The organism is Xenorhabdus indica (assembly GCF_014467235.1).
GTDB classification, from domain to species: domain Bacteria; phylum Pseudomonadota; class Gammaproteobacteria; order Enterobacterales; family Enterobacteriaceae; genus Xenorhabdus; species Xenorhabdus indica.
The window spans coordinates 1-15,031 of sequence record NZ_NKHP01000013.1; the positions used below are offsets into that span (position 1 = coordinate 1).

Genomic DNA, 15,031 nt, shown 5'->3' on the forward strand with positions numbered 1-15,031 from the left:
AGTTTGATCAGCCGCTTAGTGCGGCGGCTATCCCCTAAATCAGCATATTGAAAAGTGTCTTTTGCCCATTGCTCAGCATCTGTTGAAAACATCATACGTGACCTCAACGTAGTATTTCTTATTGAGATCAGCCAGGTAGAAAAAGGTTCAAAAAAATCCCTCGATTCAATCGAGGGATTTGTGTAGAAGAGACAGGGTAATGCGAACCTTGCTTGAATCGCCACCATCAATTTTTTCAATTAATGGAAGGGGTAACAGGAATGAATAACGTTAAAAATGATTGGCATCAAGCCGACATTATTGCCGCATTACGTAAACGTGGTACAACCTTAGCGGCTGTTTCTCGTGAATCTGGCCTCAGTTCATCAACACTAGCAAATACGCTCAGTCGTCCGTGGCCGAAAGGCGAATGGATAATTGCTAACTATCTCGAAATACATCCTTCTGAAATCTGGCCTAGCCGTTATTTTGATTCGTATGGTGAATTGATTGAACGAAAAGTTCGAGATAAATCATAAAAATAGTAGCCCATCACTTGAAAATCATCGGGAAGGTAGCCGTAACGGGGTATCTTCTCACTAGCAGTAACATTCGTAATTATCCTTCCCAAAAACTTTCAGCGAGATAAGCCATAACTTCTTCACAAAATCAGAACAGTTAGCATACTGGCCTTGTTTTATTGATCACAAATTCACTCTTATTCTTTCCTGTCTTTTCTTTTACACTGTTCTTATCTTATGTCTTGTTTATAAGTTTGTTCAGCGTTCTATGTATAAACAATTGCATAAACAAACAAAAACAACCTCGTTAAATAATTGTAATTATTTAAATAATATCAAATTGTTATACTTCAATTATGAATATACCTAATATATCTCAAGTTAAGAATTTTTTTCTCTCATTACAGGATGAAATCTGTAAGCAACTTGAACACCTTGATGGTCATTCCCATTTTATGGAAGAGTGCTGGCAAAGGGAAGAAGGCGGTGGCGGTCGTAGTCGCGTCTTGAAATCAGGCAAAATTTTTGAACAAGCAGGTGTGAATTTTTCCCATGTAACAGGAGATTCTCTGCCTCCTTCAGCGACTGCTCACCGCCCTGAATTGGCTGGCCGCAACTATCAGGCCCTGGGAGTTTCTCTTGTCATTCATCCCCTGAACCCTTATGTTCCGACCAGCCACGCTAACGTACGCTTTTTCATGGCAGAAAAGGAAGGTGAAAAACCTATCTGGTGGTTCGGTGGCGGGTTTGATCTCACTCCTTATTATGGTTTTAAAGAAGATGTTATTCACTGGCATACTGTCGCCAAAACATTATGTCAGCCTTTTGGTGATGATATCTATCTTACATATAAAAAGTGGTGTGATGACTACTTCTTTATTAAACATCGTAATGAACCACGTGGTGTAGGTGGATTATTTTATGATGATCTGAATACTCCCGATTTTGATACTTGCTTTAATTTCACACAAGCTGTGGGTCATGGTTTCCTGGCTGCATATTCACCTATTGTCGAAAAAAGAAAGGATATCAGTTGGGGAGAACGTGAAAGACAGTTTCAGTTATATCGCCGTGGTCGTTACGTCGAATTCAATTTAGTTTGGGATAGAGGAACATTATTCGGTTTGCAAAGTGGTGGACGAACTGAATCTATACTTATGTCCATGCCTCCTCTGGTTCGCTGGGAATACAATTATTCTCCTGAACCACATTCTCCAGAAGCAGAGCTCTATTCATCATTTCTGATAAAAAAAGATTGGATATAATAAAACAGAATTATCCCCAGAAACATAAACAACTATGTCCCTGGGGTATTCATCACCATTCAAAAAATTTTTAATTAAATATATAAATCTGATTTTCATATCAGTAGCCTAATAAATTTATTTATCATTTTTCATTAGCAATATCCTGCTATAAAACGTCAATATTTTCCCTAATGACTATCACTTCAATTATAGATAGTATGCAAATGGGCGCCCAAAAGAACAAATACAGCACTGACAAAATAGGGGAATATTATGAATACTTATGAAATTAATAGATACAGTTTAATCCCTCCATTTGTCTTAGAGCAAATCTCTGATAATTGTGATGAGTGTACAAATCAATATGTATTAAAAACATTAGATCATATTTACGATTTAATGAATATCACAGCTGTAGAAGATATTTTAAAGCAGGACTCTGATATTGATGAATCTGATGAAAAAATAAAACTGCATAGAATTATCTACGATGCAGAACAGGAAGAAGAATTCCCTGGAGGAAAATTAGCCCGCAGTGAAGGTATGCCTGAAAGTGAGGATATTGCTGTCAATGAGGCTTATGATTATCTTGGAAAAACTTATGAATTTTATAGCAAAATTTTTGGACGAAACTCACTTGATAACAAAGGGCTTAAGTTAGTCGCCACAGTGCATTATGGTAAACGTTACTTAAATGCCTTCTGGTCCAGAAAACAAATCGTTTTTGGTGACGGTGATGGGCAATATTTCAATCGCTTTACCTCAGCGATTGATGTTGTAGCACATGAATTAACTCATGGTATTATCCAGAATGAAGCCAATCTCCATTATGTTTATCAATCTGGTGCCTTGAATGAGTCCATTTCAGATGTGTTTGGCATCATGGTAAAACAGTATGCCAATAACCAAAAAGCCGATGAATCCGACTGGCTATTAGGAAAAGGACTACTGGGTCCCAAGTTCAATCCAGATAATAAACCTGATATCGCTTTACGTTCATTTATAAAACCAGGCTCAGCATTTTCTAAAGATAAGCAGGTTGGTCATATGGATGAATATGAAGAACTGCCGATTTCAATTGATAATGGAGGCATTCACATATATTCGGGTATCCCTAACAGGGCATTTTACTTGCTTGCAACTGCTCTGGGAGGTTATTCATGGGAACGGGCAGGTAAAATCTGGTATGAAACTTTATTGGATGACCGTTTATCTTCAGATGTTACGTTTGATGATTTTGCCACATTAACGATTGACAATGCAGAAAAGTTATTTGGTAAAAAAGTCTCCCTCATCACCAACAAGTGCTGGAATAAAGTAGGTGTACTTCTGCCAGAAAATGATTAATAAAGATATTAATATAATATTAAACAAGCATCTCTGAATTAATATCAATTTAATCATAAAATTAAAAAAAGGGCCTGTTTCGGCCCTTTTTTATATTTATAATTTAATAATTTTAGAAGAGAAAAAAATCACTTAGTTAGTAGAAAACCCCGTAAATTAGGCTAATAATTTAAATGGGGCCCCAAAAAATATACAACATTCAAAAAATAAATCGGGGTATTATTATGTGCAAAAATAAAACACACAGCATTATTCCTCCAACCCTATTTGAATATATTATTAAAATTTGTGATGAACAGGATAAGCCATCTCTCTTAAAAACTTTAGATCATACTTACAATCTGATAAATAATTATGCTGCAATAGATCATTTATCTTTAACATATAACCCTGGTTCTGATAAAAAATTGAACAGAACAATATACAATGCCGAAAACACAGATGTATACCCAGGCACCAAAATAGTTCGGGTTGAGGGCACTTCTGAAAGCAAAGATATATCCGTCAATGAAGCTTACGAACATCTCGGTAACACTTATAATTTTTATAAAGAAATTTTTGGTCGTGATTCAATTGATAATAAGGGACTCAAATTAGCTGCTACAGTACATTATCTAGAAGGCTATGCAAATGCATTTTGGGCAAATAACCAAATGGTTTTTGGTGATGGAATGAAATTGTATTTTAATCGTTTTACATCTTGTATTGATATCACAGCTCATGAATTAACACATGGTGTCACTCAATATGAAGCAGATCTCGATTATGCTTATCAATCTGGTGCACTTAATGAATCTATTTCAGATGTATTTGGTGTGATGGTAAAACAATTTACCAATAACCAGAAAGCCAATGAATCTGATTGGCTGGTAGGTCAGGGGATATTCGGGCCTAAAATGAATCCTCATAATGATCCCAATATTGCTTTACGTTCATTTAAACATCCGGGAAGTGCATATTCACACGATGATCAGATTGGGCACATGAATCAATACCAGGAACTTCCTTTGTCAAATGATAATGGTGGTGTTCATAAATATTCAGGTATTCCAAACAAAGCATTCTACTTACTGGCAGTTGAGCTCGGAGGGTATTCATGGGAGCGGGCAGGTAAAATCTGGTATGAGACACTAACAGACAGGCGATTATCTAATAAAGCAAATTTTAATGATTTCGCCAAATTAACCGTTGATAATGCATACAAACTCTTTGGCAAAAGCATTTCAAATCTTGTTACTGACGCATGGAATCAAGTAGGTGTTATTCGTTGACAATAAGAAAATAATATTTTTAACCTGAGGGTTAGGGAAAACCCTGCTTTTATCCCCATATATTTTATGCCTCTTATATCATCATGTTTTTCCATCACCTCTTTGCTGACTGAATTTATCTTCCTAGTCATTTTCTGATTTAGTTATATAAATTTTCTCAATAATATATCACAAGATATTTCATCCATTTGTCACACACACAACTTATAAAATGAGAGGATAAAAATTTACATTTTTGTTAGTGACTGATGTGGTTATTTTGGCTAATATTTAAGCTAGTAAAGATAGACCACAGACACCAGGCTAACAAACTAACAAGTTGGGTATATTATGTGTAATGTAACAAATCAACCCAGTATAATTCCTCCCCATTTACTGGAACATATTGCGAAAAGTTGTGATGAGAATGACAAAGAACATGTGCTAAAAACATTAGATCATGTTAAGAGTTTAATGAAACAATCAGCTACAAATCCTCCGTTACGAAAAAAAGATAGACTTCAAATTGATAAAGGGAAAAGTAATTAATCAGCTAACATTAAAAGAGCATAAACTAAGAAATAATAAGCTCAGATATTTATTATTGGTAACTTTCTAAAATAAAGAGCTATTTTCTAGCTCTTTATTTTATTAATGTTTATCTAATTATTTACCGCTTTTTCAAATGCTCCATCAAACGCTTACGCTTACGAAGCTGTGACGCAGTTAAAGTATTTTTCTTATCAGCATAAGGGTTAGCCCCTTCTTTAAATTGAATACGAATAGGCGTACCCATAACTTTTAAAGAACGACGGAAATAATTCATTAAATAACGCTTATAAGAATCAGGTAAATCTGCCACCTGATTACCATGAATCACAACAATAGGCGGGTTGTATCCACCGGCATGGGCGTATTTCATTTTTACCCTGCGCCCACGTATCATCGGTGGCTGATGATCCTCTTCTGCCATACGCATAATCCGTGTAAGCATGGAGGTATTAACGCGACGAGTCGCACTTTCATAAGCTTCCAGAATCGAATCAAATAGGTTACCCACGCCACTGCCATGTAATGCAGAAATAAAGTGAACACGGGCAAAATCAACAAACCCTAAACGCAAATCCAGCATATCTTTTACGTGATCTTTATCGGCCTGACTCATACCATCCCATTTATTAACCGCAATAACTAAGGAACGGCCACTATTGAGAATAAAACCAAGCAGGGAAAGATCCTGATCAGAAATGCCTTCACGCGCATCAACCACCAGCAGCACAACGTTTGCATCTTCAATGGCCTGGAGTGTTTTAATGACAGAGAACTTTTCCACCACTTCTGTCACCTTACCACGTTTACGAACTCCCGCTGTGTCAATCAGGATATATTCACGACCATCACGCTCCATTGGGATATAGATGCTATCACGGGTTGTTCCAGGCATATCAAAGACAACGACTCGTTCTTCCCCCAGAATCCGGTTGGTCAGCGTGGATTTGCCCACATTCGGACGCCCAACAATAGCCAGTTTCAGTGGCAATGTTGTCGGATCAAAATCCTCTTCCTGTTCAGCTTCAACCACTGCCTCTAATTCAGCTTGTTCCATTTCAGCCCAGTAAGCGGCATTAGCTTCTTCTTCCGTTAACTCAACGTCTTCTGCGCCTTCTTCTTTCTCAGAAAATGGCAACAATACACGCTCAATCAGTTGAGTCACGCCACGCCCATGAGCTGCCGCGATAGAATATATATCTCCTAATCCCAAAGAGTAGAATTCGGCAATAGATATATCAATATCAATACCATCAGTTTTATTTGCAACTAAGAAAGTCGATTTTTCACGGCTGCGCAAATGTTTTGCAATTGCGTGATCAGCAGGCATCAGCCCGGATCTGGCATCAACCATAAACAGAACGATATCTGCTTCTTCGATTGCCATCAGAGATTGCGTAGCCATTTGCGTTTCTACACCCTCTTCCGTTCCATCAATACCACCAGTATCAACGATGATAAATTCTTGCCCTTCAACTTCCGCCCGTCCATATTTACGGTCACGGGTTAAACCGGGAAAATCCGCTACCAACGCATCTCTGGTTCGGGTTAGACGATTAAATAAGGTAGATTTTCCGACATTAGGGCGCCCAACCAGCGCAACGACAGGTATCATTTTTTTGATGCCTCATGACTAGATTTAAATCGATATCCTGCAAAAAAGAACCACTTGAAGTTCGTCACTACCAAATCTTCTTCTCACAACCGCAAGATACTAAAAAGACGACACGGCTCCTGTCAGCACAGGAGCCGTGTGAGTATCGCTATCCCCTTCATTTTTCAAATCATCTTTTGCTTTCCATCGCGATGCAACTTGAAATCTATTGGTATATAGCATTAAAACAAATTCTATTTCTGTTTTCTGTATATCAGCCTATCAGCGAGTGTACAGGTAAACCGCTCCATCCTTCGCCTGTACCATCAACTTATCACTGGCAATCACAGGGCGACTCAAAAGGCCAGAACTATCGACTTTATGCTGAGCAACAAATTGCCCATCAGCCATGTTTAACCAGTGCAGGTAACCTTCTCCATCACCTACAACCAAATAGCCATTATACATTTCTGGTGCAGTCAGATTACGGTGTAACAGATTATTTTGAGACCAGATTGTTACCCCATCACTCTTGCGCAAAGATAAAATCCGATCATCCTGATCAACAATGAAAATATTGTTGTCAGTCACAACCATATCATTCACAGAGCCCAGATCACGCTTCCAAATAATCTGGCCGGAACGCATATCCATCGCCACTAAGTTGCCATTATACGCAATAGCATAGATGACATTATCAGAAATGACCGGGGTCATATCAACATCATTCAGACGATCGATTTCAGTTGCCCCTGTCACCTGAGAGATACGCTGCTGCCAAATCAACTGCCCCTGAGAAAGCAAGACAGCACTAATACGACCATTATCACCGCCGACAATTGCTGCGCCGTATGCTATAGCAGGTGCCGATTCACCACGGACAGATAGCGAAGGTGTGTCCATATTGATTGACCAGGCAACAGAGCCATCATTTTCATTCAGGGCCTGCAACATACCATTGCCAGTATGGATTAACACAAGGCCATCACTCACGACCGGACGAGATAATGCTTCACCGGCAACCTGAGATTCCCACTCAACCTTACCGTTTGTGGAATCCAACGCGATAACTTTTGCTTTTTCTGTACCGATATACAGACGATCACCCGATACAGTCAGACCACCGGACAGTAGCGCCGGCAGACGAGACGATAACAACCCTGTTTTCTCAGACAGATCCGTTGACCATAATTCTTTACCACTGTCTATCTCAAATGCTTTAACGATACCATGACGATCGGCAACATAAACTGTTGAGCCTTGCCAGGTCGGCGATAAATGAGAGTAATAGTGCCCAACGCCATTGCCGACCGACTTGTCCCAAACAACACGCGGATTGAATTGGTTTTCAACCTTTGGCAGTGGGGACATTATTACTGTATCCTGTTCATTTGAGCAACCTGCCAGCAAAACAGCAGCAACCAGCCCAACCAAGAGTGTTTTTCGCAGTTGCATTAGAGTTGGCTCCCTTAGTTGGATAAGTTATCTAATTTAATTTGAATCATTGATTTCAAAGCCTGAGAACCTTGGGCGCTTAGCCCATTGGAGTATGCCTCACGCGCACCTTTAATGTTCCCTTTCTTCACCAGAATATCACCACGGATATCCTCAGCGATTAACTGCCATCCCTTACTTTTAACTTGCTCCAGGGTTTTCAATGCAGCGTCAGTTTTATCTTCTGCTAACTGAACCCGTGCCAGACGAATATTGGACAAGTCCACCATATTCTGATCTTTCGCTTTACCTGCAGCCACCAGCAAATATTTTTCTGCCTGTGCCAAATCATTTTTATCAGCAGCGTGTTTTGCTAATTCCATATCCGTCATCACTCCGTAGATGTTATTCGTTTCATTCGCGAATTTCTCTACGGCAGTCATGCTTTCTTTCGAACCCGATGCCAGTGATTTGTTCAGTTGTTCGAATTGTACCGCTGTATCCTGTAGCTGGTTTGTTTGATGAGATTGCCAGTAACGCCAACCAACAATTGCCCCAATCCCCAATACTAAGCCAACAGCAATGTACTTACCGTTGTTGACAAAAAAACGCTTTATTGCATCAACTTGTTCAGTTTCAGTGGTATAGGCTTCCACAGAGTCTCTCCTTAGCCTAACAGTTCGCTCAAACGTACTGCGATCGCTTGTTGTGGCAATGTTTGTTGCTCACCATTACGTAAATCTTTCACGGTGACATTACCTGTACTAATTTCATCTTCTCCGAGGAGTAAAGCAATTTTGGCACCATACTTACCTGCACGTCCCAATTGCTTCTTGAAGTTACCACCACCATGATTGCTCATCAGGCGTAATTCAGGCAACTCATTACGGATTTTCTCCGCCAGAATCAATGCTGCCTGTTGGCTACCTTCACCAAAGGAAGAGAGATAAACATCTGCAACAGCGAGATCTGCAACAAATTCAGGATTCACTTCCTGAACCAACAGGATCATACGCTCCATCCCCATTGCAAAACCTACTGCTGGTGTTGGTTTTCCGCCCAGTTGTTCAACCAATCCATCGTAGCGCCCTCCCGCACAAACCGTGCCTTGCGCGCCCAATGCAGAAGTTACCCATTCAAAGACCGTACGGTTGTAATAGTCAAGACCACGGACCAAACGCTGGTTGATACGATATTGAATACCCACAGCGTCCAGAATCTGGCACAGGCCAGCAAAGTGCTCTTTTGATTCGGCATCAAGGTAATCAAACAGGGCAGGTGCGTCATTAAGAAGAGCCTGAATGTCAGGATTTTTAGAATCCAGCACACGCAATGGATTTGTGTACATGCGGCGCAGACAATCTTCGTCCAGTTTCTCTTTATACTGCTCAAGGAATGCGACCAGTGCTTCACGATAGTTTGCCCGCGCTTCCAGAGAACCAATCGAGTTCAATTCGAGTGACACATGCTCAGCAATCCCCAACTCACGCCACCAACGTGCAGTCATCAGGATCATTTCAGCGTCAATATCCGGCCCTTGCAGACCAAACACTTCTGCACCCAATTGATGAAATTGACGATAACGACCCTTTTGTGGACGTTCATAGCGAAACATCGGGCCAATGTACCATAAACGTTGTTCCTGATTGTACAGCAGACCATGTTGAATACCGGCACGCACACAGCCTGCGGTATTTTCCGGGCGCAAAGTCAAACTTTCTCCATTACGATCATCGAATGTGTACATCTCTTTTTCGACAACATCAGTAACTTCCCCAATTGCGCGTTTGAATAACGGGGTCTGCTCTACAATCGGTGTTCTAATTTCACTGAAACCATAACCAGCCAACACACGTTTCACAGTAGACTCAACACGTTGCCAGATGGCGGTTTCAGCAGGGAGGCAATCGTTCATACCACGAATTGCCGGAATATTTTTTGCCATGTTTTATCTCTTATTAATATTTCTAAGTTCAATCAGCAAACAAAACAATACCGACTCATGTTATCAGAGTCGGTATTGGTATCTTATTTATCAAGCTGATTAATACTAATCCGGTTATTGACATCAAGAATAGTTGCTTTGGCTCGGATTTTCGCTTCAAGCTGGTCAATCAAATTGTTATTGTCGAGACGCTCTTTTTGGCGAATACCATCTTCATAAAAACCGCTTTTTGTTTTTGCGCCTGTCACACCCAATGTTGAGACTTCAGCTTCTCCGGGGCCATTTACAACACAACCAATGATGGAAACATCCATTGGTGTGATCAAATCCTCAAGACGTTGTTCAAGCGCATTCACAGTACCGATAACATCGAACTCCTGACGGGAACACGTCGGACAAGCAATAAAGTTGATGCCTCTTGAACGAATACGTAATGCTTTCAGCATATCGAAGCCGACTTTAACTTCTTCCACCGGATCAGCAGCCAAAGAGATGCGTAAGGTATCACCAATCCCTTCGGATAACAGAATGCCCAGACCAATTGAAGATTTCACTGCACCAGCACGAGCACCTCCGGCTTCTGTAATACCCAAATGCAGAGGTTGATCAATTTTTTGCGCCAGCAAGCGGTAAGCTCCGACTGCCAGAAACACGTCAGATGCCTTAACACTAACTTTGAACTGATCAAAGTTCAGACGGTCAAGAATATCGACATGGCGCATAGCGGATTCAACCAGAGCTTCCGGTGTTGGCTCTCCATATTTCTCCTGTAAATCTTTTTCTAAAGAGCCACCATTCACCCCAATACGGATAGGTATATTATTATGACGGGCACAATCTACAACCTGACGAATACGTTCCTCATTACCAATATTACCGGGATTAATACGCAGACAATCAACACCATATTCTGCAACTTTCAATGCAATACGGTAATCAAAATGGATGTCAGCAATCAGCGGAACATTGGACTTCTGTTTAATGGATTTGAAGGCTTCCGCTGCATCCATGGTTGGAACTGAAACACGGACAATATCAACACCTACACGCTCCAGCGATTTGATCTGATTGACTGTCGCCTCAATATCCGTTGTTCGTGTGTTCGTCATTGACTGCACCGCAATCGGTGCATTATCCCCGATGGGTACACTACCAACATAGATACGTGTGGATTTACGTCTTTTTATCGGTGATTCATTATGCATTTTTACATTACTCCCCTACATCCCTGTATTTTGCTTATAAAAATTACAACATGCTGTGATGAATAATACACGCAGGCGAACCTGAACCCCAGTTCAACATTCACCAAAAACATTCACCCAAACTACGAATCCGTTTATGGCAATGTCAGTCTGGCAGAAGAACCTTTCTTAATAAACTCATCCAGATTCACATGGTTCCCTTGAAACTCTATATTAACCTGAGCTGGTGCACCAATATGTAGCGAGTAAGGTAAAGTGCCTGACAATTTTAGGCTATCGCCCCTATTTTTAGTGCCGCTAAACAGTTTCTTACCTTTGGCATCTTTAATATCTAACCAACATTCACCGGTAAAGTTAATGACCAGTTCATTGCTGTTCATTGCACTGATCCGGCTCATATCTGTTGATGGAGAACTAACAACAGAATGTGATGCTGTACCCGTTGCTGATGCTGCCTTCTCTATACCTTGGTTTGTAGAAATCCCCCGATTTGTAGAAGCAACGTTCGTGACAACGGTGTTAGCGGAAGTAGTGTCAGCGGAAATAATGTTATCAGATACAGTATTGCTGGAGACATTATTCACAGCGGGTTGATTACCCGATAATGGAACAATTTTAGACTCAGTTGCTACAGGCGCAGAAGCACTGGAAGATGATTGAACATTGCTGTTGGTAGCTGCATCATTTGACGGTACAAGCGTATTTTTTCCTGTTGAAGACGGTGCGTTGGCGGGCGCAGAGTTCGCACCAGATAATACATTACCAGCTTGTAACTGTGCTTCCGTTTGCTCTGTCATGGAAGCCAGTTCTTTTTGTTGTACCTTATAATTCTGCCACCACCACAGGCCGGTCATTCCCAGTAATATGATTATTACAAACCATGTTACCTTCATCAGCCAGCCATCACGCTTTTTACGTATTTTTTGGGCAGAGAAGCTCTGCATCGGAGAAGTTTTTACTGCCTTATTCGGCATTTGTGCATCCAGCTTGGTTAAAAGCTCAGATTCAGGTACTTGGACAAGTTTCGCATAGGCACGAATATAACCGCGGAAGAATGTCGGTACGATATTAGCGGGGACATTATCTTCTTCGATATCACGAACAGTGGACACTTTAAGACACAAGCGATCTGCCACAGTTTGCTGAGAAAGCTCAAGTTTTTCACGAGCCTGACGCAAGATCTGACCTGCAGTCAGATTGGCTTCTTCTGGATAAGTTTCAGTCTTCATTATCTAAGGACACTGGTACTGTTCAGGTTTAAAGTATTTACACAAATTAATTTGATATAACATCCAACTTAATTTGTGTAGCGAAATCATTTCATACTGCGTCGAACACAGAAAATCATTTGTCACAACCTACTGATTAAAATCAGTATTATTGTAATCAACATTGACTGCAATAACATAAGGTTGTGTTATTTTCCGTGGCCAACTTTTTAGCTTCTTCGTACCGCTTTTGTTCACAGAGAAAAACGGAATAATGGCGTACTACAGTATCATTTCCCGTCGCGTACTGCATTGCCATTCTATAATACCGGTCAGCAGATTCAGGCCTGCCTGCATATTGTTCATGCAGTGCTATCCCCAGATGCGCTTCTGGATGACGAGGCTCCACCAGCAGAATTTTTTCAAAATGAAATTTGGCAGCCGGTAAATTCCGTTCTGCCAAATACGCCTTCCCTAGCTGTAACCGAGTATCTACCGCAACAACTTGATGGGCACGACGTTGAGAGTGCGCCACACAGCCAGCCATCAAGCTACAACAAACTATAGACCAAATTATTGATTTCCGTATCATACTATTTTCATTTATCAGAATATGTCAAACTTCGCCAAATTTTTAGCCATTTACCAATATTAAACAGAAAATTAGACTGTTTTTACCTGAATTGGTTCACCTGTCAGACGTTTTTTCAACGTCCGCTTTGTTCTATCAATGACATCACCCGCAAGCTGTCCACAGGCAGCATCAATATCATCTCCCCTTGTTTTACGCACAATGGTGGTAAAACCATACCCCATCAAGACCTTCGCAAAACGGTCAATTCGGCTGTTGGAACTACGTCCATAAGGCGCGCCAGGAAATGGGTTCCATGGAATTAAATTGATCTTGCTTGGAGTATCTTTCAAGCATTCTGCCAATTGGTGTGCTTGTTCCACACTGTCATTGACATGGTCAAGCATCACATACTCCACCGTCACCCGGCCCTGATTAGCATTGGATTTCGTCAAATAACGACGGACACCTGCCAAAAACTCTTCAATATTGTACTTGCGGTTAATTGGGACAATTTCGTCACGAATATTGTCAGTCGGTGCATGGAGAGAAATTGCCAAAGCAACATCAATCATATCACCCAATTTGTCCAATGCAGGTACTACACCTGATGTTGATAGAGTTACACGACGTTTTGACAGGCCAAAACCAAAATCATCCATCATGATTTCCATAGCTGGCACAACGTTGTTTAAGTTGAGCAGCGGTTCCCCCATCCCCATCATAACCACATTGGTGATTGGACGGCGGCCACTGGATTTCAGCGAACCAATAATTTTAGCAGCACGCCAAACTTGACCAATGATTTCAGAAACCCGCAGATTGCGGTTAAATCCCTGCTGCGCAGTGGAGCAAAATTTACATTCTAAAGCACACCCTACCTGAGATGAGACACACAGTGTTGCGCGATCATCTTCTGGGATATAAACCGTTTCAACCTGTTGGTCACCAACAGTAATCGCCCATTTGATAGTACCATCTGAAGAGCGCTGTTCTTCCGCGACTTCAGGTGCTCTGATTTCAGCAACTTGTTGTAGTTTTGCTCTGAGCACTTTGTTGATGTCTGTCATTTGCTCAAAATCGTCATAACAATAGTGGTAAATCCATTTCATGACCTGATCGGCACGAAAAGGTTTTTCCCCCATTTCAATAAAAAACTGACGCATCTGTTTACGATTGAGATCGAGCAGATTAATTTTACCGGTTTGCTTATCTGGTGTGAAAGATGCAGCGGAAGTTGAAGATTGTACGGTTGCGTTAAGTTGGGACATTGTTACATCGCCTCGTTATTACACTTTCGGCTCTGTGCTGATTCTATTTCAGCACTAAGTTTTCATGCGGTGACTGCCAATTCAATAGACACTGTTTTAAAGAATATACTCCAGTAATATATTCAAAAAGATGTATTTAGCGTAAATTGATATATGAGATATACCTTTCATATAGGTATAAAATAATAAACGCCCCGCTAAATCACATCAACGGGGCGCCGTATTGTACAAACTTTATTGTACAGATGCTACGAGTAACTGAAAGTATCCCTTTAATAGCGAGGGAAAACTTCATCATCACTGAAGAAATAAGCAATTTCACGATTTGCAGATTCCATAGAGTCTGAACCGTGAACTGCATTTTCAGTAAAGCTATCTGCATAATCTGCACGCAGAGTACCCGCCAGAGCATTGTCCGGGTTAGTTGCTCCCATCAGGTCACGGTGACGCTGAACTGCATTTTCACCTTCCAGAACCTGCACCATGATTGGACCAGATGTCATGAATTCTACCAAGCCGTCAAAGAAAGGGCGGCCTTTGTGCTCAGCATAAAAACCTTCTGCTTGTTCACGTGTTAAATGCAACATTTTAGCCGCGATGATTTTAAAACCAGCACTTTCAAAACGAGCATAGATGGAACCGATAACATCTTTCTTCACAGCATTAGGCTTAATAATGGAAAAAGTACGTTCAATCGTCATTGGATAACCTCTTTGGCACTTTCAGCGATGACTCATTTTAATTTTTAATTCCCTCTGACAAGACAGAAGGAGAGAATTTTTCCTGTTTTCCCGACAGGAATAAAAATAGGCGTTGATTATAGGAGGAGACTTTCTGCTTGCCTATAAGAAACACAACATTTTATTAAAATCTTCTTAGCGAAAATTATAATTCTTTAGCACAAATCACA

15 protein-coding genes are annotated in these 15,031 nt (G+C 40.7%); 5 read left to right on the top strand and 10 right to left on the bottom strand.

Annotated elements, in window-relative coordinates; translation table 11 throughout:
• The coding region (locus Xind_RS24580; protein WP_420856069.1) for a transposase DNA-binding-containing protein at window positions 1–227 on the bottom strand (227 nt) is incomplete at its 3' end.
• 33 nt (window positions 228–260) lie between these two features.
• Here Xind_RS24580 and Xind_RS11445 point away from each other — a divergent pair.
• From Xind_RS11445 to Xind_RS11465, 5 genes are all read left to right on the top strand, one after another.
• Complete coding sequence (locus Xind_RS11445; protein ID WP_099110566.1) at window positions 261–518, top strand: helix-turn-helix domain-containing protein; 258 nt, start codon at window positions 261–263, stop codon at window positions 516–518.
• A 338-nt stretch (window positions 519–856) separates the two neighbouring features.
• Window positions 857–1,765, top strand: a complete 909-nt coding sequence (hemF, locus tag Xind_RS11450) for an oxygen-dependent coproporphyrinogen oxidase (protein ID WP_187650073.1) — start codon at window positions 857–859, stop codon at window positions 1,763–1,765.
• Window positions 1,766–2,020: 255 nt separating this feature from the next.
• Entirely contained in the window at window positions 2,021–3,094 is a 1,074-nt protein-coding gene (locus Xind_RS11455) for a M4 family metallopeptidase (protein WP_047683093.1), read from the top strand.
• 224 nt (window positions 3,095–3,318) lie between these two features.
• The gene (locus tag Xind_RS11460; protein WP_047683091.1) at window positions 3,319–4,365 is read left to right on the top strand and encodes a M4 family metallopeptidase; all 1,047 of its coding nucleotides are present in this window, start codon (window positions 3,319–3,321) and stop codon (window positions 4,363–4,365) included.
• Between the two features lie 330 nt (window positions 4,366–4,695).
• Window positions 4,696–4,893 carry a protealysin propeptide domain-containing protein gene (locus tag Xind_RS11465; protein ID WP_047683089.1) on the top strand — a complete coding sequence of 66 codons (198 nt, stop codon included), beginning with the start codon at window positions 4,696–4,698 and terminating at the stop codon, window positions 4,891–4,893.
• A gap of 121 nt (window positions 4,894–5,014) precedes the next feature.
• Here the strand turns inward: Xind_RS11465 and der are convergent, their stop codons facing one another.
• From der to ndk, 9 genes are all read right to left on the bottom strand, one after another.
• Entirely contained in the window at window positions 5,015–6,508 is a 1,494-nt protein-coding gene (gene der / locus Xind_RS11470) for a ribosome biogenesis GTPase Der (RefSeq protein ID WP_047683087.1), read from the bottom strand.
• Between the two features lie 261 nt (window positions 6,509–6,769).
• Window positions 6,770–7,942, bottom strand: coding sequence for an outer membrane protein assembly factor BamB (gene bamB, locus Xind_RS11475; RefSeq protein WP_187650074.1), 1,173 nt, complete (start codon window positions 7,940–7,942; stop codon window positions 6,770–6,772).
• A 14-nt stretch (window positions 7,943–7,956) separates the two neighbouring features.
• A complete protein-coding gene (locus Xind_RS11480) occupies window positions 7,957–8,577 on the bottom strand; it encodes a YfgM family protein (RefSeq protein WP_047683083.1) in 621 nt (206 codons plus the stop codon).
• 11 nt (window positions 8,578–8,588) lie between these two features.
• A complete protein-coding gene (hisS, locus tag Xind_RS11485) occupies window positions 8,589–9,866 on the bottom strand; it encodes a histidine--tRNA ligase (protein ID WP_047683081.1) in 1,278 nt (425 codons plus the stop codon).
• Between the two features lie 83 nt (window positions 9,867–9,949).
• On the bottom strand, window positions 9,950–11,071 hold the full coding sequence (ispG, locus tag Xind_RS11490) for a flavodoxin-dependent (E)-4-hydroxy-3-methylbut-2-enyl-diphosphate synthase (protein ID WP_047683079.1): 1,122 nt from the start codon (window positions 11,069–11,071) through the stop codon (window positions 9,950–9,952).
• A gap of 134 nt (window positions 11,072–11,205) precedes the next feature.
• Window positions 11,206–12,300 (bottom strand): cytoskeleton protein RodZ, encoded by a 1,095-nt coding sequence (gene rodZ, locus Xind_RS11495; protein ID WP_187650075.1) that lies wholly within the window; start codon window positions 12,298–12,300, stop codon window positions 11,206–11,208.
• 157 nt (window positions 12,301–12,457) lie between these two features.
• The gene (locus Xind_RS11500; protein ID WP_231571466.1) at window positions 12,458–12,814 is read right to left on the bottom strand and encodes a tetratricopeptide repeat protein; all 357 of its coding nucleotides are present in this window, start codon (window positions 12,812–12,814) and stop codon (window positions 12,458–12,460) included.
• Between the two features lie 128 nt (window positions 12,815–12,942).
• Window positions 12,943–14,121, bottom strand: coding sequence for a dual-specificity RNA methyltransferase RlmN (gene rlmN / locus Xind_RS11505; RefSeq protein ID WP_187650076.1), 1,179 nt, complete (start codon window positions 14,119–14,121; stop codon window positions 12,943–12,945).
• 272 nt (window positions 14,122–14,393) lie between these two features.
• Entirely contained in the window at window positions 14,394–14,822 is a 429-nt protein-coding gene (ndk, locus tag Xind_RS11510) for a nucleoside-diphosphate kinase (RefSeq protein WP_047683070.1), read from the bottom strand.
• Window positions 14,823–15,031: the final 209 nt, after the last annotated feature.

What these genes read in the sequence shown, in the direction of transcription:
- Xind_RS11445 (WP_099110566.1), top strand. Translation starts at nt 261, where the DNA reads ATGAATAACGTTAAAAATGATTGGCATCAAGCCGACATTATTGCCGCA.
- hemF (WP_187650073.1), top strand. Translation starts at nt 857, where the DNA reads ATGAATATACCTAATATATCTCAAGTTAAGAATTTTTTTCTCTCATTA.
- Xind_RS11455 (WP_047683093.1), top strand. Translation starts at nt 2,021, where the DNA reads ATGAATACTTATGAAATTAATAGATACAGTTTAATCCCTCCATTTGTC.
- Xind_RS11460 (WP_047683091.1), top strand. Translation starts at nt 3,319, where the DNA reads ATGTGCAAAAATAAAACACACAGCATTATTCCTCCAACCCTATTTGAA.
- Xind_RS11465 (WP_047683089.1), top strand. Translation starts at nt 4,696, where the DNA reads ATGTGTAATGTAACAAATCAACCCAGTATAATTCCTCCCCATTTACTG.
- der (WP_047683087.1), bottom strand. Translation starts at nt 6,508, where the DNA reads ATGATACCTGTCGTTGCGCTGGTTGGGCGCCCTAATGTCGGAAAATCT.
- bamB (WP_187650074.1), bottom strand. Translation starts at nt 7,942, where the DNA reads ATGCAACTGCGAAAAACACTCTTGGTTGGGCTGGTTGCTGCTGTTTTG.
- hisS (WP_047683081.1), bottom strand. Translation starts at nt 9,866, where the DNA reads ATGGCAAAAAATATTCCGGCAATTCGTGGTATGAACGATTGCCTCCCT.
- ispG (WP_047683079.1), bottom strand. Translation starts at nt 11,071, where the DNA reads ATGCATAATGAATCACCGATAAAAAGACGTAAATCCACACGTATCTAT.
- rodZ (WP_187650075.1), bottom strand. Translation starts at nt 12,300, where the DNA reads ATGAAGACTGAAACTTATCCAGAAGAAGCCAATCTGACTGCAGGTCAG.
- rlmN (WP_187650076.1), bottom strand. Translation starts at nt 14,121, where the DNA reads ATGTCCCAACTTAACGCAACCGTACAATCTTCAACTTCCGCTGCATCT.
- ndk (WP_047683070.1), bottom strand. Translation starts at nt 14,822, where the DNA reads ATGACGATTGAACGTACTTTTTCCATTATTAAGCCTAATGCTGTGAAG.